The organism is Mesorhizobium sp. KR1-2 (assembly GCF_040045035.1).
GTDB lineage: Bacteria > Pseudomonadota > Alphaproteobacteria > Rhizobiales > Rhizobiaceae > Pseudaminobacter.
On the sequence record NZ_JBDZDS010000002.1, the window covers coordinates 126196 to 145307 of the forward strand.

The following is a 19112-nucleotide window of genomic DNA, read 5'->3' on the forward strand; positions in this document are numbered from 1 at the left end:
AGCGGCTGGCTGATTACTGGAACTCGAAGATCGAGCGGAAAATGCCCGGCGCGATCACCGACAGCGGATTGATCTGCAAATTGGGCGTCTTGGCATTGCCGTTAAGCTTGTAGGTCACGCCGATCAGCCCGCGATCGCGGCCATTGCCGAGAATGGCGCCGACAATCGGAATTTCCCCAAAAATCCGGTTCAGGCCATAGGCCGGCATGAAGGTGCCCGTCATCGACATGTTGCCGTACTCGTCATAGAGCGTGCCCTGGAACGTCGTGCCGATCAGCGGGCCGCGGAGCACGCCGTTGCCGATCTTCAGATAGCCGGGTCCCTTCTCGATCTGCACCGAGCCGCGCTCGAACTGTACCCGCGACGTGTCTATATCGCTCTTGACCGCCTGGTTCAGGCTGCGCTTGTCGCCGGGCGGGGTCGTGGAAACGATCGAGGCGAGTTTCGGCTCGTTGACGACCCAGAAATCGCTGGCATCGACGCGGCCACGCATCGGACCGCCGCCATTGTCGGACAGAGCCAGCTTGATGGCGCCTCCCTGCATATGATCGTAGATGTTGAGGAAGCGGAGCAGCGCGCCGGCGTCGGACGACTGCATCTGCAGGTTATGCTGACCGCCTTCGGATAAATTGGTCACCGACACGGCACCGCCCGCCCCCGTGGTTGCGGTTACACGCAGCCCGTCGATCTTGGAATTCGCGCCGCTGTAGCTGAGCAGAACGTTGGAAAGCTGCTCGCCGCCGAATCCCACGAGCGATTTGACATCCAAATTGACGGAGACGGGGGTACTGCTGCTGTTGGGCTTGTCGCCCTCGCCGACACCTGAGGTGAACTGCTTGATCAGCGGACGCGCATCGAGCGCATTGCCGGTGATATCCACCTGGTAGCCCTTCCCCATCCGTTTGATCGAGAGCACTACATCGTCGTCGCGGTTGAGCTGGACGGTGTCGAAGCGCGCAGAGGAGAGATTGCCGTTGGCCAACGTGACCGCGCCATCGATGGCGAAGGATTTGCCCTCTAGCTTGAAATCCGAAAGCGTCGAGACATCCTTCGATTTCTCCAGCGAGAAGCTGAGGTTTGCCGGAATGCCCGGCCCCTTCGTCCAGCCCGCCCATGGCACGTCGAGCTGTACGTTGGTCAGGTCGGCACTCACCTTTTGCTTGCCTTCGGCACCAGCGTCGAGGTTGACCTTCACCGTCCCCGAGATCAGCGACGACAGCCCCGGCGTGAGTGTCGCCCGTGCCTTGTCGTCGAGCACGAGCTGTACCTTGCGCTGGCGTGCGGGACCATCCTTGCCCAGAGGCTCGACGAGCGAGATCTCGGCAGGGACCCCGTTGAGCTTGGCTCCGGCGCTGATGACTGCCTTGTTCGGCTCGACGGTGATGGTTCCGTTGGCATCGCTGACCTTCTGGTCACTGAAGGGTTTGGCCAGAGACAGCCCGGCATAGTCGAGCACGACGCGCCAGTCGAGCCGTTCGGACGCAATGCCTTTCTGCAGCGGAATATCGGCCTTCACATTGCCGGCGACCTTCCCGCTAAAATCGTCCGGAGCCATGCCGACGAAACGCATGGCGTTGATCGGCTCGAAGGAAGCAAGCTCGGCGACGGCCGCTGCATCGCCGGCAACATCGAGGTCGAGCGCGCCAATCAGCGGCGGCCGGTTGGCCTTCTCGATCCGCAGCTTGCCATTGCTGGCGTCGACGCTGCGCCCGCTGGGCAGGAAGACGGTTCCCGACGCCAATGAGATATCCACGTCGTTGCCGTTGAATTCGACCTCACCGATCGCGTCGCGCACCGGCGGAATGACGCCGGTCGTATCGAAGCGCGCGCCTTCGACCTTGAAACGCCCCGACATCTCATCGGCCGTCAGGGGAATGCCGTTGCCGAGTCGCGCTGGCGGAACTTTGAACTCGATCCTGGCATCCGCGACACGCCCGCCGAACAAATGGTCCATTGCCCAGCGGCGGGCGCCCTTGGCGGCGAACCAGGGCCACAACTGCTTGGCGTGCGAAACCTGCATGTCATGCACCTGGAGATCCAGCGCGATGCCGGGTGCGGCATGGCCCGCCAGTTCGATCGATGCCGATCCCAATACCTCTCCGGAGCCGCTTCGTATGGCGATCTGGTCGGCGGCCAAGACTGTCTTCTCGGCATCGAAGGTGCCAGCGATGCGCGCCAGGAAATCGAGTGCAGGTTCGGGCGAATCGAGCGGCGCCAGTTTCGTGGCGGTGCTGACGAACTCGAAGCGGTAAAGCGGCTTGTCGTCCGCCGCGCCGCTTGGCGGGCGCGGACCGATCGCTCCGTTGAACTCGATATCGCTCCGTCCGGTGGTCACCCGGAGCCTGTCGATTTCAAGCTTGTCGGAGCCGCTGGCGAGCGTTGCCTGCAGATCGACCTCGCCCTTGAAGACATCGGATTTCCCGAGATCCAGCACGGAGTCTGCAAGGGTCAGTGAAGCCGTCATCCGGTCGGGATCCGTCCCGCTTCCTTCCTGGCCGGACAGGGTGAGGTCGAGGTTGCCCAGCTCACTTGTGTTTTCTGTCGCCGTCGGTTTCGCCCAACCCGGCTTGCTGGCGGATTTTGCAGAAATTTCGAGTGCAGTGATGCGCCGCGACGCGTTATTCCGCGCCGAAGAGGCAGCAAGCTTCACCTTTCGCCCGTCAAGGTCGAGATCGGCCGAGAAAAACAGTTCGCCCTGCCCGACCGCTTTGAGCTGGGCGTAGTCTATGCGCAGAACCCGCACCTGCTGGCCCTCGGGAAGGACGAATTCCACGTTCTCCAGCACGATCTGGTTGGTGGTGCCAGCCCCCAGCGAATCGAAACCGCGATGCACTTCCGCAAAGATCGCCCGTGCCACCTTGTCCGGGTCGATCAAACCCCGGTCGTTCTTGAGGATCCCGGTCCAGTCGCCCTGGTCGGTCATCGGCAGAGCGGCCGCGGCGAAACGGGCGTCGGAGATCGTGACGCTTCCAAGCCGGACATTGCCGCCGAAGAGAGGCAGGAAACGAACGCCGAACCGCACGCTGCCCGCTTCCACGAGCGGGATACCGGTGGACGTCTTGATGCCCACGTCGTGAACCTCGAGCGCGAGCAGGGCCGAGCCGTCGATTGAGAGGCTGGCGGGCCCAAGCGATGCATCGACTGGAACGCCGGCCAAGGCCTCGATCGCCTTCTCCGCCTCGGCGCGCAGCGGCCCCACGCCGATACCGGTCAGGCCGATAACATAGAGCAGCGCCACGACCAGACCGATCAACAGCGCCGCGGCGACCGCCGATCCGGCAAGTATCTTTCCGGCCTTCTTGCCGAAGCGATAGCCTTTGCGATTGAAATCTTCTCTCAGCGCCGAAGGAAGGGCACCAAGGTCCGCGATCTCGTCACGTCGGAATCGTATCTTTTCGTGTTTTGGTACGTCGTGCTCCACACGATATCCCGTCGCAACATATCAATCGTGGACGAATCCTCGAACGACATTATATCTCTGGCGCTTCGCGCGTAACCTTAAACAAGGGCATTGATATGGCCGAACTATCAACCGGGCAGGAAGCACCGAACTTCGATCTGCCGCGTGACGGCGGCGGGGTGCTGTCGCTTTCGGAGCTCAAGGGAAAGAAGATCGTGCTCTATTTCTACCCCAAGGACGACACCAGCGGCTGCACCGCCGAAGCAATCGACTTTTCGGGACTGAAGCCGGATTTCGAGAGTGCCGGGACGATGGTGATCGGCATGTCGCCCGACAGCGTCAAAAGCCATGACAAGTTCAAGTCCAAGCACGACCTGTCCGTCGAACTCGTGTCGGACGAGGAACGCAAGACGCTCGAAGCCTATGGCGTCTGGGTCGAGAAAAGCATGTACGGCCGCAAATATATGGGCGTCGAACGTTCCACCTTCCTCATAGATCCCGACGGCAAGATCGCCAGAATCTGGCGCAAGGTGAAGGTGCCCGGCCACGCGAAGGAAGTGCTGGCCGCCGCGCGCGAACTTTGAGTCCCGCCTGCTCCGGTATCTCGACACGAACGATTTAGAAGCCCGCCCTCCGGCGGGTTTTTTCATGCCCTGCAGGGGCAACACCGCTTCAGGTTAAGCCGGGACAATGCCGAGCAAAGCTTTGTTAACCCTAACGATGTGTAATCGACACAATCGTTGTTCGCTGAATGTGGAAGTCGGTCCCGTGAATCAATCTGGTCAGACGACGGTTTTCGGCAGGCGTACAGAGCCGCATACGGTCATCATAGCGCGTGGAGACGAGATCAGGCACTTCACCGTCCGGCCATGGATAGCCGCCCTTCTTGGCTCGACCGTGGCGGCGGTGGCCGTCGGCTATCTGCTCGCCACCTCCTATCTGGTTCTGCGCGACGATCTGATCGGCGCCACCACGGCGCGACAGGCACGCCTGCAACAAGCCTATGAGGACCGCATCTCGGCATTGCGCGCACAGGTCGACCGCATCACCAGCCGCCAGCTGCTGGACCAGCAGCTCGTGGAAACCAAGGTGACGGAGCTGCTGGCGCGGCAGGCGCAGCTCAGCAAGCGCCACGGGCGGCTCGCCCCGCTTCTCGACCGTATCGGTGAGGCAGGGCACGCCGATGCGGCCGCCCAGGCAACACCGAATCTGAAGCCCGAAATTCGCGCCAGTCTCAGTGACGGCGCCCCCGTCCAGGCGCTCGCCCTCGCCGGCCCGGCCGCAACAGCAACCACCAACCACTCATTCTGGCCGCTGCGCACGCAGCCGCAGGAAAGCGAGTCGTCTGCAGATCAGGCGGACAAGCTCTTCGCTTCCATAAACCAGTCGCTGCGCACCATCGAAAACGAGCAGATTGCACGCGTGGACACACTGACCGAGAACGCCTACCAGACCGCCGATGCGATCTCCGAGGCCCTGGAGGCGGCCGGTTTACCCGTGGACAAAGATTTCGGTCACGACGGCGTGGGCGGCCCACTGATCGCGCTCGACAATCCCAGCATGTTCGAGACCAAGGTCAGGGAACTCGACGAAACGCTGGATAAGCTCGAGGAGATGAAGGACAAGGTGCGGCGCCTGCCCATCGCCAATCCCGCGCCCGGCCGTTCAGTATCGAGCACGTTCGGCGTTCGCGTCGATCCGCTCCTCGGCACTCCCGCCCTGCATTCCGGCATGGACTTTCGCGCCCCACAGGGTTTGGGTGCTCGCGCCACAGCTGCGGGAATAGTGACCAAGGCGGGCTGGAACAGCGGCTATGGCCGCATGGTCGAGATCGACCACGGCGAAGGCTTCTCCACGCGCTACGCCCATCTGAGCAGGATCGACGTCAAAGAAGGCGAGCGAGTCGCCATCGGCCAAGTTGTCGGCGAGGTTGGAAGCAGCGGCCGCTCGACCGGGCCGCACCTCCATTACGAAGTCCGCCGCAACGGCGAAGCGGTCAATCCCCTGCGATTTCTCAAGCTCGGCAAGGAAGTCGGCCGTTATCTGTGACCTGCTTGGCCTTATAAGCACCGCATCAAATGGCCGCCTTGAGGCTTTCTTCGATATAGGCCTGGCGAAGCCGCATCGCCACGGGGCCCGGCTGGCCATCTCCCACGGCAGTACCGTCGATCTCGACCACCGGACAGACGAACCCCGTAGCCGAACTGGAAAAGGCTTCCCGCGCCCTTAGGGCTTCCTCCACGGTGAACGGGCGTTCCTCCACCTTCATCTGCAGCTCACGCGCGCATTTCAGCACGGCTGCGCGGGTGATTCCCGCCAGAATGTCGCTCGACAGGTCGCGCGTAACGATCGTGCCATCCTGTGTGACGATATAGGCGTTGTTGGAGGTGCCTTCGGTCACCGCTCCGTCCTTCACCAGCCAGGCGTCGTCGACGCCTCTCTCGTGTGCGATCATCTTCGCCATCGAGGGATAGAGCAGCTGAACTGTCTTGATGTCCCGCCTGCCCCACCGCAGGTCTTCCACCGTAATGACTCGTGCACCGCGCTTCGCCAGCGGGCTGTCGATGACCGAACGAGCCTGCGTGAACAGCATCAGCGTCGGGGTCGCCTGTGCCGGAAAGAGAAAGTCGCGATCGGCTGCACCGCGCGTGATCTGGAGATAGACGAGACCTTCGCTCACGGCGTTCTTTTCGACGAGCGCGCGATGGATTTTCAGCAGTTCGTCGTCCGAACAGGGCATGGCCATCTTGAGCTCGCCCAGCGAACGGTGCAGGCGGCGCAGATGACCGGCAAAATCCACCAGCTTGCCATTCAGGACCGACGTCACCTCATAGACGCCGTCGGCGAACAGGAAACCGCGGTCGAAAACCGAAATCCTGGCTTCGCTTTCAGGGACATAATTGCCGTTCACATAGACGGTGCGTTCCATCGAATCTCTCATTTTCCGTCGTCGGGAACGGCAACGTATTCCAATGGATGGCTCGATGGAATCGCTCTGTTCGTCGGGAATCGCCCTGCAGCCGTGCAATCTTGCGGTTCGGAAGCGCGAGTCGGACCACTTGAAGATGATGTCCCAAGGAGTGGTGTAGCTGGCTGGTTGGTCACCAGTTGAGAAGAGCGCTGACGCTGATTTGCTGCGCGCGATGATTGGCTTCGCCGCCGAGAAGTTGATGGCGCTGGAGGTCGGCACGAAGACGGGCGCGGGCTACGGCGAGAAGAATGCCTTCCGACTTGCCCGGCGCAACGGCTATCGCGACCGGGACTGGGAAACACGGGCCGGGACGGTTGAGTTGCGTATTCCGAAGCTCCGGACTGGCAGCTATTTCCTGAGTTTCCGTGAAGGCTCTCCTCGACAGGCCCATTGAGGGCGAGTGGCCCTAGCTCTGGATTGACGCCACCGACCTGAAAGTCCGGCGTGGCAGGCGCATCGTCCCTGTCGCCGTGGTCATCGCCGTCGGCGTCAATGCCGACGGACGGTGCGAGGTGTTGGGCATGGAGAGCGGCACATCTGAGGCCGAGCCGATCTGGACTTGAGTTCCTTCGAAAGCCGACAAGACGCGGTCTGCGCGGCGTCAAGCTCGTCGCCTCCGATGCCCACGAAGGCATCAAGGCCGCCGTTTCCAAGGTTCTATCGGCCACTTGGCAGAGGTGCCGGGTCCACTTCATGCGCAATGCCCTGGCCCATGCCGGCAAGAGCCGACGGCGCGTCGTCTCGGCCTTCATCGCAACAGCCGTCGCCCAGGACACGCCGGAGGCCGCCAGCCAGCAATGGCGCAACGTCGCCGACCAGATCAGGCCGAAGGTGCCCAGCTCGCCACGCTCATGGACAGCGCCGAGGAGGACGTGCTGGCCAACATGACCTTTCCCAGGCAGCCTGGGACGCAGCCGCACAGCACCAACCCCATCGAGCGACTGAACGGCGAGATCAAGCGGCGAACCGAGGTCATCGACATCTTTCCCAACGACGATGCCATCGTGCGCCTCGTCGGTGCGTTGCTGCTCGAGCAGAATGACGAGTGGGCCGTTCAGCGATCCGGATACTTGTCCCTTGAGACCATCGCCGCAATGAGCGATGAACCGCTCATCAGCCTGCCCGCTGCGGCAAGCTGATCCGTTCCCGGCCCAAGTCGGAAAGCACGGCCAGCGCCGAAGCTACACCACTCCTTGGGACATCATCCACTTGAACGCGCGATTCTCGCGCCAACCGACACAGCAGACACGAATCGTGAAGTGCCGGATACCGAGCAAGCAAATGCACTCCTACGGCGCACGGCCACGAACAACCAGGCGACCCTTTGGAGCCAAACCCGAAAGAAGAAAGAATGTTGGAAAATGACCTAGCCGACGAAAGGCAAAAACCTCGCCAGACACTAGCCAAAAGGCAGGGCGCAAAATAATTTTTTGTTGAAGTTTGCGGCCCTAAGCCTTTGGAAAGAATGGCGCGAGTGACGGGGCTCGAACCCGCGACCTCCGGCGTGACAGGCCGGCACTCTAACCGACTGAGCTACACCCGCGCTTCTGACGTGGACCAGTTCGGTCCGCGTCGTTGGAGGGGGATTACGGTGTTCGGCGGCGCGTGTCAACACGTCAAAAACAGTTCGAACAAGACTTAAGGCAACAGCCTTTGATCTGCGGAACATTTAAATTGAGGAGGAAACAGCTTTATGTAAGCTATTGAGAAAATGGCGCGAGTGACGGGGCTCGAACCCGCGACCTCCGGCGTGACAGGCCGGCACTCTAACCGACTGAGCTACACCCGCGCTTCTGACGTGGACCAGTTCGGCCCGCGTCGTTGGAGGGGGAATTACGGTGTTCGGCGGTGAGTGTCAAGCGGCGCCGTGCACCATTCTCACTTTTCCGCGAAGGGTTTTTGGGGATAGCCGGCGAATGGCTATCAAATCCGCATTGTCGTTGTGAAACGACGATTTTTTCTTGCGGATCGAAAGCGAACCGCTTAAACGTCCGCCCGAGTCGGGCGATTAGCTCAGTTGGTAGAGCGCTTCGTTTACACCGAAGATGTCGGCGGTTCGAGCCCGTCATCGCCCACCACTCCACTCCTTGAAGACATCGCATTTCCAGCGCTTTTGCGAAGTGCGCCTTAGGTTCAATGAACCTGATCAGCCCCCGCCCTGTCCAAGGCATGAGGCGCGAACTTGCCGCGATTTTGATCCTCGTCAATGAAGCCGGTGCCGGAAAGGATTTTGGTTATGTCTTGCGGAGGTGCCACGCAGCACGCTCCCCGAACGCGGCCTGAAAAGCTCGACTGCTCACCCCGATACAACGGGAGACCGAACATGGCTGAACCGACAACCAAACTGCCTATAAAGACCGAAAAGACCTCCGCGCCCAGGACAGCCGGAGAGTGGATGCCGTTCGAAAGCTTGCATCGGGAAATCGATCGCCTGTTTGAAGATTTTCACCCTTTGTGGCGTCCGACTTGGCGGTCGATATTCGCCCCCGAAACCCGCCGCACGCGTGCCGCAGAGTGGCAGGTTCTTCCGGCGATCGACGTGGTCGAAAAGGAAGGCGAGTACGAAATCACGGCTGAGCTGCCTGGGCTCGACGAAAAGAACATCGAGGTCAAACTCGCCAACGACACACTGACCATCAAGGGCGAAAAGAGGGAAGAGAAGGAAGAAAAGGAAAAGGACTTCCACCTGTCCGAGCGCCGCTTTGGTTATTTCCAGCGTTCGTTCCAGGTTCCCGAAGGAGTCGACACCGACAAGATCGACGCGACCTTTACCAAGGGCGTGCTGACCGTGAAGCTGCCCAAGACGATGGAAGCCAAGAAGGCCGAGAAGAAGATCACCGTCAAAGGTTCATAGAACCGTAACAGCTGCTGCGCGAGCCACGACGGCTTCCAGCTTACCGTTTGCTTGCACGGCTATCCCCAAACACAAGGAGAGCACCATGAATATCTCCACTGTAATGCACAAAGGCACCGAATGGATCGATCCGGGAATGACGGTTTCCAAAATCGCTGCCATCATGAATGAACGCGACATAGGGGCTTTGCCTGTAGGCGAAAACGATCGTCTGATAGGCATGGTAACCGACCGCGACCTTGCCATTCGTGCCCTGGGCAGCGGCAAAGACCCCAGCCGCCTAACCGCCCGAGACGTCATGTCCAAAGGCATCGTCTACTGCCGGACAGACCAATCCCTGGAGGATGCAGTCCACCTCATGGAAGAGAAGAAGATCAGGCGGTTGCCGGTCATCAACGAAAAGAAGCGTATGGTCGGCATGCTTGCGCTCGGCGATATTTCGCATCACGCCAGCCCCGAGCTCTGCGGCGAACTTGTCCATGCGGTAGCGTCCCCGCACTGACGTTCGGGAACTACGGTCTCGATGGCGCGGAGAGGGCCAGCAGGCCTTCTCCCGCCGCCGATGCCGGTTTCGCGGAGACCGCGAGCGCTTGCCCTTATCGAGATCCTGCTCGTGCCGCGATGACTTCCACCTCGACCTTAAATTCCTCGCGCGTGAAGCCCGACACGATCATCAGCGTCGAGGCCGGCGCCGGCTGTGGGAACAGCCGGTCGCGGACGTCCATGTAAGGTCGCATATAGGCCCGGTCGGTGACGAAGGCGTTGATGCGCACCACGTCGGCAAAGCTCATGCCGCAGGCGGCGAGGATCGAGCGCGCATTCTCGAAGCAAAGCTCGGCCTGGGCCGCGGCGTCCTCGGGCACATGCGCATTCGGGCCGATGCCGAGCTGGCCGGAACAGAAGACCATGTCCGATCCGTTCCGAACCACCACGCCGTGGCTGTAGGCGGCAAAGGGCGCCGGCATGGTATCCGGCACGAGATGGTCGAGGTTCGAAGCGCGATCGGTCATGGCATGCCTCCGGAGAATAGGATTTAATTCAGCGCCAGGCGGCGAGCCAGCCCAGCCCTTCCTCGGTCGAGCGGCGCGGCTTGTATTCGGCGCCGAAGTGCCCGGCATAGCCGCGCGCGGCCAGCTCGGGCAGCACGGTGGCAAAATCCACTTCGCCCGCATCGGGCTCACCGCGATCCGGTACGGCAGCGAACTGGACATGGCCGATCCGCTCACGATGCGCATCGAACTCCTCCAGGATGGATTTTCCGGAGCGGCCGACATGGTAGCAGTCGAACATGATGCGGATGTTGCCGCGGCCGGCCTCTTCGATGATCGACGACGCCGTGGCGTTGTCGTGCAGGAAGTAGCCCGGCACGTCGTGGAGGTTGAGCGGCTCGAGCAGGATGGTGACACCCGCCGGAGCGGCTTGGTCGGCTGCGTAGCGCAGATTGGCGACGAAAGTTTCTCGCGCTTCCGGCGCGCTCGTCTTGCCGGCCATGACGTGGATAGCAGTGGCGCCGATCGCGGTCGCATAGGCAAGTGCCTGATCGATGGCGGCGCGTGCGTCCTCCTCGCGTCCCGGCAGGGCGGAAAGCCCGAACTCGCCGGCCTCGACATTGCCCTTCGAGGTGTTCAGCCCCAGAACCGGCAGGCCGCTCTCCGCCAGCGCCTGCTTCAGCAGCGACGGCTCAATGGCATAAGGCCAATGCAGCTCGACCGCGTCGAAGCCGGCTTTGGCTGCCGCGCGCACGGCGTCGGGAAGCGCAAGCTCGGTCCAAAGGAAGCCGAGATTGGCTGAATACGGAAGGGCCATGATGTTCAATCCCACTCGATGTTGAAATGGTCCACGACATCGCGAACCTGTTCGGGCGTCAGCATTTTTGGCTTCATGCCGCGCGTGAGCAGCGCAAGCCGCGCCGTCTCTTCCAGCTCTTCCATGGCATAGACCGCGGCTTCCAGATCCTTGGCCGCGACCACCGGTCCGTGATTGGCCAGCAAAACGGCGCTACGCTTTCCGGCAAGGCCGCGGATCGCGTCGCCGATTGCCGCATCGCCCGGCCGGAAATATGGCAGCAGCTTCACCTTGCCGAGCCGCATGATGGAATAGGGTGTGAGCGGCGGCAGCACATTGTCCGGGTCGGTTTCTGGCAGCATGGACAGCGCCACCGAATGGGTGGAGTGGAGATGGACGATGGCGCCGGATTTCGCCCCGCGCGTGTCGTAGAAGGCGGAATGCAGCGGCATTTCCTTGGTCGGCGCATCGCCGCCGACCAGTCTGCCGGTCTCGTTGATCAACGACAGCCGCGCCGGATCGAGATCGCCGAAGGAAGAGCCGGTGGGCGTCACCAGAAGCCGCCCGTCGGAGAGGCGAGCAGAAATGTTGCCGGACGCACCGCCGGTCAGGCCGCGCTCGAAGATCGAGCGGGCCATCCGGCAGATCGTCTCGCGCAGCTTCGCTTCTTCGCTCACCCTGTCGCTCCCTTGAGCATGCTCAGCGCCTTGGCAAAAAAGTCTTCGGCGCCGAAATTACCCGATTTGAGCGCCAGGCCGAAATCCTGCCCGCCGACGCGCAACATGGGAACCCCCGGATCGATCTCGGGACCGACCTGCAACGCCTCGCAGGCAAGCCCCTGCACCACAGCGCCCGAGGTCTCGCCGCCGGCCGACACCAGGCGCCTGACGCCATGACGCCGCGCTTCGGCGGCAAGCTCGGCAAAGAAGGTTTCGATCCGGTGGGCGAGTTCGCCAAGCCCGTATTTCTGCTGCGCCTTGCCGACCACTTCCGGCTCGGCAGAGGAAAACACCAGCGGCTCTGCGGCCAGATTTTCTGCCAGCCAGGCAGATGCCTTCGCCAGCGTCATGTCGCCGGCCATCAGCGCGTCGGCCTCGATCTCGAGGGCCGGATGATTGGCGCGATAGTGCGCCACCTGGCCGCGCGTGGCGCGCGAGCAGGAGCCCGAGAGCACGGCGCCCGGTCCGTCGATGCCCTGCCAGGCCACCTGGCGATTGCCGATCAGCCCCTTGCGACGGAAGTTTTCCGGCAGGCCGAGCGCGACGCCGGAACCGCCGGTGATCAGCGGCAGGTCGGCGGCCGCCTCGCCGATGGCGAACAGGTCTTCGTTCTGCAGCGCGTCGACCACCAGAAGCTGGCGGCCCGCCTGGTCCTGCCGCCGCATCGCCTCGACGATTGCCTCGGCGCCGCGTCGCACGTCGGAAAACGCGACCAGCCCCACGGAAAGCGCGGTCTGGTATTGCAGCCAGCGGCGAATATCGGGGTCGGTCATCGGCGTCAGCGGATGGGCTTCCATGCCCGACTCGTTCAGCAGCCGGTCGCCGACGAAGAGATGGCCCTGATAGATGGTGCGACCCGCACCCGGAAACGCCGGGCAAACGATGACCTGGCTAGCCCCCAGCGCCTTGCTGAGCGCCTCGGCCACCGGGCCGATATTGCCGGTTTTGGTGGAATCGAAAGTCGAGCAATATTTGAAGAAGAACTGGCGGCAGCCCTGTTCCTTGAGCCATTCCAGCGCCTGCAGCGATTGAGCGACGGCTTCCTCGACCGGCACGCTGCGCGTCTTCAGCGCAACGACGCCCGCTTCGACATCGGCGTCGGCCTTGCCCTGCGGAATGCCGCAATATTGAGTCGTCGCCATGCCGCCCTTGACCAGCGTGTTGGCAAGGTCCGACGAGCCGGTGAAGTCGTCACCAATGCAGCCGAGCAGCATGGTCAGCTCTCCTTGTAGCGTTTCGCGGGAAGGCTGATGCCGCTTTCCTCCGCATAGAGCTTGACCACCGCCACGTCGCCCTCGCGGCCAAGGCCAGACTCGGATGCGGCCCTGAAACGGGCAAGCGCGGCCTGCGCGACCGGCAGCTCAAGCGAGGTTTCTTTCGCCGCGCCGGTGACGATGCCCAAATCCTTGACGAAAATGTCGACGGCCGAATGCGGCCGGTAGTCGCCATCGGCGATGTAGGGGCCGCGATTTTCGAACATCCAGGAGGAGCCGGCGCAATACGGGATCACCTGCATGATCTGGTCGGCGTCCACGCCTTGCGCGAGACCGAAGGCAAAAGCTTCGGCGGCGGCGGCGATGTGAATGCCGGCGAGCAGCTGGTTGACGCTCTTCATCGCCGAGCCCGGCCCAGCGCGGTCGCCCAGCCGGAACACGGTCTGGGCCATGGCATCGAGCGCAGGCTGGGAACGCGCGAAGGCATCGGGCGTGCCGGACGCCATGATGCTGAGCTGGCCCTTGGCGGCGCGTGCAGAACCGCCGGAAATCGGCGCGTCCAGATAGAGTATGCCCTTCTCGGCCAGGCGTGCCTCGAACTCGACCGCCTTCTGCGCGTCGATGGTCGCGCAGCTGATGACGACCGCGCCCGGCCTCAGCCTCTCGGCCAGGCCGCGCGCGCCGAACAGCGCATCTTCCGTCTGGGTCGCGTTGACGACGACCAGAATGGCGCCATCGGCTTCGGCACTCGCCTGGTCGAGGTCGCGGTCAAGGCCGGCCTCGGCCCGGAAACGCTTCTGGGCGTCAGCGTTGAGGTCGAAGCCGTCGACGGCGAGACCACCACGGAGCAGCGACTGGCCCATGCCATAGCCCATGGCTCCGAGGCCCATGAGCAGGAAATGCCGGCCAGGCAAGACAGAGGCTTCGGCGCTCATGCCTGCTTCTCCGTCTTCGGCGCATAGTCCTCGAGATAGGCCTGAATGATCGCTTGGAAGGACTGATCAGCCTTGAAGCCGAGCTTTTCGGCCTGGCTTGCCTCAAAGGCCTTCGGCCAGGTCGAGATGATCGCAACGATTGCCGGGTCGATTTCGTGACGGATGAGCTTGACCGCATCGTCGCCCGCGATGGCGCGCAACGCCTCGATCTCGTCGGCCACGGTCGCCGAAACGCCCGGCATGGTCATGTTGCGACGCTCCTTGAGCAGCGCGGCATCCACCGCCGCAGCGTGCGCAATGAAGCCGATTGCCGCGCGCGGGCTGGCGAACCAGTGCCGCACGGACGGCTCCACCGGCAGCGTGGCCGGCAGGCCAGCCAGCGGCTCGCGCAGGATGTTGGAAAAGAAGCCCGAGGCTGCCGCATTGGGCTTGCCGGGGCGGATGCAGATGGTGGGCAGGCGGATGCCGATGCCGTCGAAGAAGCCGCGGCGGCTGTAGTCGGCCAGAAGCAGTTCGCCGATGGCCTTCTGCGTGCCGTAGCTCGAGCGCGGCGTGATGATGTAGTCGTCGTCGATCACGTCGGGCAGCGGCGAGCCGAATACGGCCAGCGACGAGGTGAAGACGACACGCGGATAGTAGCCGTCCTTCTCATGCCCCTTGCGGACCGCGTCGAACAGATGCCGGGTACCGTCGAGATTGATGCGGTAGCCCTTGTCGAAATCGCGTTCCGCTTCGCCCGACACGATGGCCGCAAGGTGGAAGATCACGTCCGGCCGCGTCGCAACAAGGCGCTCGGCCGTCTCGGGCGAAGAGATGTCGCCAGTTTCGAATTCGACCACGACCTTGCCGCCCTCGGGCAACGTGCTCGGCACCGCGATGTCGAAAAGCGTCAGCCGCGATACGGCCTTGCCGGCAATCGCGCCGTCCTCGATGAGGCGCTTGGCCAGCCCCGCGCCGAGCATGCCGGCCGCGCCGATGATGAGACAGTGAACCATCTTGTCCTGATCCCCGAACCAGAGTTTTACGCTTGGGTCGAAGACGGGCTGCCTTTCGCAAAAACCCGGCCTCGCCCGAAAATGATATTGGATGAAAAGCCCGGCCTCAGGCCGGCACCATCCCCTTCCCGCTCGCCAGCTGCTTCAGATGCTGCGGCCCGGCTAAAATGTCGGCTTCGCTCGGGCTCAGCCCGGCCGCCAGCAGCCGGCGCGCGATCATGTGATCGGCCGGGCGGTTGATGGAGTCCACGGCCACGAGGCGCGCGCCCTGAAAATGATAGACCGAGAAGGCGTTCTCGTCCGGATTGCCGGAGACCACGCAGTGGTTGGCGTCGAGCGAGAGGCCTGCTGTCTGCAGCTTCATGTCGCCCTGATCGGACCAGAACCATGCGACTTCGGCGTAAGCGTCGGGCCGTCCAAGGATGGAGCGCGCGACATGCTTGGCCTGGTCGGTCGCGTTCTGGACCGATTCCAGCCGCACGCGCCGGCCTACCTGTTGATGGTCGTAGCTTACGCAATCACCAACGGCATAGACATGCGGCGCCGAGGTCCGCATGTGGCCATCGACTACGATGCCGTTATCGACCACCAGGCCGGCTTCCGCGGCGAGTTCGACATTGGGCACCGCGCCGATGCCCAAAACCACCATGTCGGCCTCGAACTTGCGACCATCGGCCGTGCGCACTGCCGCGACGCGCCCACCCTCGCCTTCGATGCCGGCAAGCTGGACGCCGGTGAAGATGTCGATACCGGCAGCCCGGCTCCGCTTCTCGACATGGGCGGAAACCATTGGCGCCACCGATCGCGCCAACACGCGCGGGGTGGCCTCGATCAGTGTCGTCGCCTTGCCAAGCGCCAGGCAGCTATGCGCCATCTCCATGCCGATGAAGCCGCCGCCGACGATGACGACCCTTTGGACCTCGGGCATCATTTCGCGGATGCGGCGCGCATCCTCCATGTTGCGCAGCGTGACGACGCCGTCGAGGTCGACGCCCGGCAGATCCGGAATCCGCGCGCGTGCGCCTGTAGCCAAAATGAGATGTGTCCAGTCGAGTTCCCTCCCGTCGGCAAGCGCGAGCCTGTGGTCGTCGAGGCGAATCTTCTCGACGCGGGCGCCGAGCATCAGCTCGATGGAGTTGTCGCGATAGACGGCTTCGGGACGCAGCACGAGGCCGCCCGAGGCTGGGGATTTGAGATAGGATTTGGAGAGCGGCGGCTTGTGATAGGGAAGGTCCGTCTCGTCGTTGATCAGGACGATCCTGCCCGCATAGCCTTCCTGACGAAAGCTGACCGCGGCCTGCGAGCCGGCGTGTCCCGCGCCGACAATGATGCACCTCTCGCCCATGCCCTCTCCACAAACATGCTCGACCGGCCCGCAATGGCTCTCTTGCAGAATCGAACGTGACATGAAAATGCCGCTTGCGCGCCAAGCTGCCCGACTCGAACGGTCCGGTAATTTTGTTGCATATCTCCCATGGGATTTAAACAATTAGTTTGACCGATCGGTCAGATCGGTTAGTAGTATTGCCCATATCGCCGTTCGGAACGGGCGAAATCGGGGGATAAGCGATGGCACGAGCAGAAAACCGCGTCACGGCACGCTGGCCGAGTTCGCCCTTTGCCGGGTAATTCCCGCCTTCCAGAAATTTCGCCGCCCTCGCCTGAGGGTGAACCAGCAACGCTTTCGGATGGTTTGCTCAGTTCCTTCCGGAAGCAGCCTTTGCGGACCTGGCGTCGCGGCGCGCCTCCGTTCGAGAGGAAGGAATTGGAATCTTGAAGAGATATTGGTCCGACTATACGAGCGAGGAGTTTTCCCGGCTCGACCGCGAGCAGATCGTGGCGGTTCTGCCGGTTGGCGCGACCGAGCAACATGGCCCTCACCTGCCGCTTTCGGTCGACGCGGCAATCGCCAGCGGCATCGTCACCGCAACCATCGAGCGGCTGCCGGAAACGAGCAAGGCGCTGTTTCTGCCCGCGCTGCCGATCGGCAAGAGCAACGAGCACGGCCGCTTTCCCGGCACGCTGACCTTCTCGGCCCAGACCCTGATCGCCATGTGGTGCGAAATCGGCGACTGCGTGGCCGCCAGCGGGGTGAAAAAGCTCGTTCTTCTCAACAGCCATGGCGGCCAGATCAGCACCATGGACATCGTCGCGCGCGAGCTGCGCATCAAGCACGGCATGATGGTGTTCTCGGTCAACTGGTTCGGCCAGGGCATGCCGGAAGGCGTCTACAGCGAGCATGAACTGCGCCACGGCATTCACGCCGGCGACATGGAAACCTCGGTGATGCTCGAATTGCACCCCGAGCTGGTCAACATGAGCAAGGCGCAGAATTTCGCCACCCTCACCGAAACCTTCGCCCGGGACTTCAAGCACATCTCTCTTGCCGGCGGCGCCAAGCCCGGCTGGCAGGTGCAGGACATGAACCCGTACGGCGCGGCCGGCAACGCCCTGGCGGCCACCGCCGAGAAGGGGTGCAAGACCATCGATTACGCCGCCGACCGCCTTGTCGAACTCCTGGCCGAGGTCGAACGGGCGCCGCTCTCCTGGCTCGACAACAGCCCCGCCTGGTGAGGTGAGAGAATGAACATGGCCGCCAACACCTCCGTGTCGTCGCAACCGCTGATCGAGATCGAAAGCGTCTACAAGCAGTATGCCACCGGCGTTGTCGCGATCAGCGACATGTCGCTGACCATCGAGCAGGGTCAATTCGTCAGCTTCCTGGGCCCCTCGGGCTGCGGCAAGAGCACGGCGCTGCGCATGATTGCCGGCCTGTCCGAGACCTCCGCAGGCAAGATCCGCGTCAACGGCCACGCGCCCGGCAATGGCAGCGGCCCGCACGACATCGGCTTCGTCTTCCAGGAGCCGACGCTGATGCCCTGGGCGACCGTGTTCGAAAACGTCTATCTGCCGCTGCGCCTGAGCGGCATGTCGCGCAAGGACGCCGCGCCGCGCATCGAGGAGGTGCTGGCGCAGGTGGGCTTGAGCAAGTTCGCCAAGGCCTATCCGCGCGAACTGTCGGGCGGCATGAAGATGCGCGTCTCCATCGCCCGCGCGCTGGCGACCCGCCCGCGCCTGCTCCTGATGGATGAGCCGTTTGCCGCGCTCGACGAGATGACGCGCTTCAAGCTCAACAATGACGTGCTGCGGCTGTGGCAGGATCATGGGCTGACCGTGATCTTCGTCACCCACAGCGTCTACGAGTCCGTCTACCTGTCTAACCGCGTGGTGGTCATGGCTGCCCGGCCAGGCAGGGTCGTGGCCGACATCACCATCCCCGGCGCCTATCCGCGCGCGGAAAACTTCCGCACCACCAAGGAATACACCGACAGCTGCCAAATCGTGTCCGACGCGCTGAACGAGACGCTCGGCACCGACGACATCGATCATTGAAGGCTTGGCCATGAGCACCGAGACCCCCATCCTCAATTCAGAGCAGAACCGCCGCGCCCGCATCGAGCGGCGCAAGGCCGTCATCATGCCGACCCTGGCGATCGTCATCGCGCTTCTCGTCTGGGAAGGCCTGGTCCGCTACTACGAGGTTCCGCACTACCTGATCCCTGCGCCCTCGCTGGTCGCCGAAACGCTCGTCAAGGACGGCCCGTCGCTGATGAGCTCCATGCTATTCACTATCAAGTTGACCATGCTGTCGCTCATGTGCGCCATTGCCGGCGGCGTGATCCTGGGCATGATCTTTGCGCTGTCGCGCACGGTCGAGATGAGCTTCTTTCCCTTCGCGGTCATCCTGCAGGTGACGCCGGTGGTGGCGATCGCGCCGCTGATCCTCATCTATGTGCGCGACACCTTCACCGCGCTCCTGATCTGCGCCTGGATCGTCGCCTTCTTCCCGATCCTGTCGAACACGGTGATCGGCCTGCGCAGCGCCGACCATAATCTGCGCGATCTGTTCAAGCTCTATCAGGCAACGCCGCTGCAGCGCCTGCGCTATCTGCTGGCACCCAGCGCCCTGCCCTACTTCATGGCAGCGCTGAAGATCGCCGGCGGTCTGTCGCTGATCGGCGCGGTCGTTGCCGAATTCGTCGCCGGCACTGCCGGCCAGAGCACTGGGCTTGCCTCGCGCATCCTGGAATCGAGCTTCCGCAACGAGATCCCGCGCATGTTCGCCGCGCTGTTCCTGGTGTCGGTGCTAGGCATCCTCATCTTCTTGGCGACCAGCTGGCTGTCGCGCGCCGTTCTCGGCCGCTGGCACGAAAGCGAAATCCGTAGGGAGTCCTGATC

Annotated in this window: 16 protein-coding genes, 3 tRNA genes and 1 pseudogene; 9 read left to right on the forward strand and 11 right to left on the reverse strand. The window is 62.9% G+C overall.

What is annotated here, in order from left to right; genetic code table 11:
* Positions 1-13: 13 nt before the first annotated feature.
* Positions 14-3421 (reverse strand): DUF3971 domain-containing protein, encoded by a 3408-nt coding sequence (locus tag ABLE85_RS04835; RefSeq protein ID WP_348791578.1) that lies wholly within the window; start codon positions 3419-3421, stop codon positions 14-16.
* 95 nt (positions 3422-3516) lie between these two features.
* Here ABLE85_RS04835 and ABLE85_RS04840 point away from each other — a divergent pair, with 95 nt between their 5' ends.
* The gene (locus ABLE85_RS04840) at positions 3517-3984 is read left to right on the forward strand and encodes a peroxiredoxin (protein WP_348791579.1); all 468 of its coding nucleotides are present in this window, start codon (positions 3517-3519) and stop codon (positions 3982-3984) included.
* Between the two features lie 184 nt (positions 3985-4168).
* Positions 4169-5449: a M23 family metallopeptidase gene (locus ABLE85_RS04845; RefSeq protein ID WP_348792106.1), complete on the forward strand. Its 1281-nt coding sequence runs from the start codon at positions 4169-4171 to the stop codon at positions 5447-5449.
* Positions 5450-5474: 25 nt separating this feature from the next.
* Here ABLE85_RS04845 and ABLE85_RS04850 read toward each other — a convergent pair whose 3' ends face one another.
* Positions 5475-6329 (reverse strand): D-amino-acid transaminase, encoded by an 855-nt coding sequence (locus ABLE85_RS04850; protein ID WP_348791580.1) that lies wholly within the window; start codon positions 6327-6329, stop codon positions 5475-5477.
* A 160-nt stretch (positions 6330-6489) separates the two neighbouring features.
* On the opposite strand from ABLE85_RS04850, the pseudogene ABLE85_RS04855 reads away from it, so the two are divergent.
* Positions 6490-7510, forward strand: a pseudogene (locus ABLE85_RS04855) (IS256 family transposase).
* A gap of 327 nt (positions 7511-7837) precedes the next feature.
* Here ABLE85_RS04855 and ABLE85_RS04860 read toward each other — a convergent pair.
* Positions 7838-7914 (reverse strand) — tRNA-Asp (locus tag ABLE85_RS04860).
* Between the two features lie 169 nt (positions 7915-8083).
* Positions 8084-8160: transfer RNA gene (locus tag ABLE85_RS04865), tRNA-Asp, on the reverse strand.
* Positions 8161-8373: 213 nt separating this feature from the next.
* Between ABLE85_RS04865 and ABLE85_RS04870 the strand changes: the two genes are divergently transcribed.
* From ABLE85_RS04870 to ABLE85_RS04880, 3 genes are all read left to right on the forward strand, one after another.
* Positions 8374-8449 (forward strand) — tRNA-Val (locus ABLE85_RS04870).
* 245 nt (positions 8450-8694) lie between these two features.
* Positions 8695-9225 (forward strand): Hsp20/alpha crystallin family protein, encoded by a 531-nt coding sequence (locus tag ABLE85_RS04875; RefSeq protein WP_348792107.1) that lies wholly within the window; start codon positions 8695-8697, stop codon positions 9223-9225.
* Between the two features lie 85 nt (positions 9226-9310).
* The gene (locus ABLE85_RS04880; protein ID WP_348791581.1) at positions 9311-9727 is read left to right on the forward strand and encodes a CBS domain-containing protein; all 417 of its coding nucleotides are present in this window, start codon (positions 9311-9313) and stop codon (positions 9725-9727) included.
* Positions 9728-9821: 94 nt separating this feature from the next.
* Here the strand turns inward: ABLE85_RS04880 and ABLE85_RS04885 are convergent, their stop codons facing one another.
* The 7 genes from ABLE85_RS04885 to ABLE85_RS04915 all read right to left on the reverse strand — a co-directional run bounded on the left by ABLE85_RS04885 (position 9822) and on the right by ABLE85_RS04915 (position 16218).
* The gene (locus tag ABLE85_RS04885; RefSeq protein WP_348791582.1) at positions 9822-10235 is read right to left on the reverse strand and encodes a RidA family protein; all 414 of its coding nucleotides are present in this window, start codon (positions 10233-10235) and stop codon (positions 9822-9824) included.
* Between the two features lie 28 nt (positions 10236-10263).
* On the reverse strand, positions 10264-11031 hold the full coding sequence (locus ABLE85_RS04890) for a TIM barrel protein (protein WP_348791583.1): 768 nt from the start codon (positions 11029-11031) through the stop codon (positions 10264-10266).
* Positions 11032-11036: 5 nt separating this feature from the next.
* Entirely contained in the window at positions 11037-11687 is a 651-nt protein-coding gene (gene otnC, locus ABLE85_RS04895; protein WP_348791584.1) for a 3-oxo-tetronate 4-phosphate decarboxylase, read from the reverse strand.
* Positions 11684-12943 carry a 3-oxo-tetronate kinase gene (otnK, locus tag ABLE85_RS04900; RefSeq protein WP_348791585.1) on the reverse strand — a complete coding sequence of 420 codons (1260 nt, stop codon included), beginning with the start codon at positions 12941-12943 and terminating at the stop codon, positions 11684-11686. The genes otnC and otnK overlap by 4 nt, the downstream gene beginning before the upstream one ends.
* Before the next feature lie 2 nt (positions 12944-12945).
* Positions 12946-13878 (reverse strand): L-threonate dehydrogenase, encoded by a 933-nt coding sequence (gene ltnD, locus ABLE85_RS04905; RefSeq protein WP_348791586.1) that lies wholly within the window; start codon positions 13876-13878, stop codon positions 12946-12948.
* Positions 13875-14873 carry a D-erythronate dehydrogenase gene (denD, locus tag ABLE85_RS04910; RefSeq protein ID WP_348791587.1) on the reverse strand — a complete coding sequence of 333 codons (999 nt, stop codon included), beginning with the start codon at positions 14871-14873 and terminating at the stop codon, positions 13875-13877. Before denD ends, ltnD begins: the two co-directional genes overlap by 4 nt.
* Positions 14874-14979: 106 nt before the next feature.
* Positions 14980-16218, reverse strand: a complete 1239-nt coding sequence (locus ABLE85_RS04915; RefSeq protein WP_348791588.1) for an FAD-dependent oxidoreductase — start codon at positions 16216-16218, stop codon at positions 14980-14982.
* Between the two features lie 428 nt (positions 16219-16646).
* Here ABLE85_RS04915 and ABLE85_RS04920 point away from each other — a divergent pair, with 428 nt between their 5' ends.
* Genes ABLE85_RS04920 through ABLE85_RS04930 form a run of 3 tightly spaced genes read left to right on the forward strand, consistent with a single transcriptional unit; the run spans position 16647 to position 19110 of the window.
* Positions 16647-17447 carry a creatininase family protein gene (locus ABLE85_RS04920; RefSeq protein WP_348791589.1) on the forward strand — a complete coding sequence of 267 codons (801 nt, stop codon included), beginning with the start codon at positions 16647-16649 and terminating at the stop codon, positions 17445-17447.
* Positions 17448-17456: 9 nt separating this feature from the next.
* On the forward strand, positions 17457-18266 hold the full coding sequence (locus ABLE85_RS04925) for an ABC transporter ATP-binding protein (RefSeq protein WP_348791590.1): 810 nt from the start codon (positions 17457-17459) through the stop codon (positions 18264-18266).
* Between the two features lie 10 nt (positions 18267-18276).
* Positions 18277-19110 carry an ABC transporter permease gene (locus ABLE85_RS04930; protein ID WP_348791591.1) on the forward strand — a complete coding sequence of 278 codons (834 nt, stop codon included), beginning with the start codon at positions 18277-18279 and terminating at the stop codon, positions 19108-19110.
* Positions 19111-19112 lie beyond the last annotated feature (2 nt).

Bases quoted from the DNA above. Each gene is read 5' to 3' on its own strand.
- ABLE85_RS04840 (WP_348791579.1), top strand. From the start codon at position 3,517: ATGGCCGAACTATCAACCGGGCAGGAAGCACCGAACTTCGATCTGCCG.
- ABLE85_RS04885 (WP_348791582.1), bottom strand. From the start codon at position 10,235: ATGACCGATCGCGCTTCGAACCTCGACCATCTCGTGCCGGATACCATG.
- ABLE85_RS04930 (WP_348791591.1), top strand. From the start codon at position 18,277: ATGAGCACCGAGACCCCCATCCTCAATTCAGAGCAGAACCGCCGCGCC.
- ltnD (WP_348791586.1), bottom strand. From the start codon at position 13,878: ATGAGCGCCGAAGCCTCTGTCTTGCCTGGCCGGCATTTCCTGCTCATG.
- ABLE85_RS04925 (WP_348791590.1), top strand. From the start codon at position 17,457: ATGAACATGGCCGCCAACACCTCCGTGTCGTCGCAACCGCTGATCGAG.
- ABLE85_RS04890 (WP_348791583.1), bottom strand. From the start codon at position 11,031: ATGGCCCTTCCGTATTCAGCCAATCTCGGCTTCCTTTGGACCGAGCTT.
- otnK (WP_348791585.1), bottom strand. From the start codon at position 12,943: ATGCTGCTCGGCTGCATTGGTGACGACTTCACCGGCTCGTCGGACCTT.
- denD (WP_348791587.1), bottom strand. From the start codon at position 14,873: ATGGTTCACTGTCTCATCATCGGCGCGGCCGGCATGCTCGGCGCGGGG.
- ABLE85_RS04875 (WP_348792107.1), top strand. From the start codon at position 8,695: ATGGCTGAACCGACAACCAAACTGCCTATAAAGACCGAAAAGACCTCC.
- ABLE85_RS04915 (WP_348791588.1), bottom strand. From the start codon at position 16,218: ATGGGCGAGAGGTGCATCATTGTCGGCGCGGGACACGCCGGCTCGCAG.
- ABLE85_RS04880 (WP_348791581.1), top strand. From the start codon at position 9,311: ATGAATATCTCCACTGTAATGCACAAAGGCACCGAATGGATCGATCCG.
- ABLE85_RS04850 (WP_348791580.1), bottom strand. From the start codon at position 6,329: ATGGAACGCACCGTCTATGTGAACGGCAATTATGTCCCTGAAAGCGAA.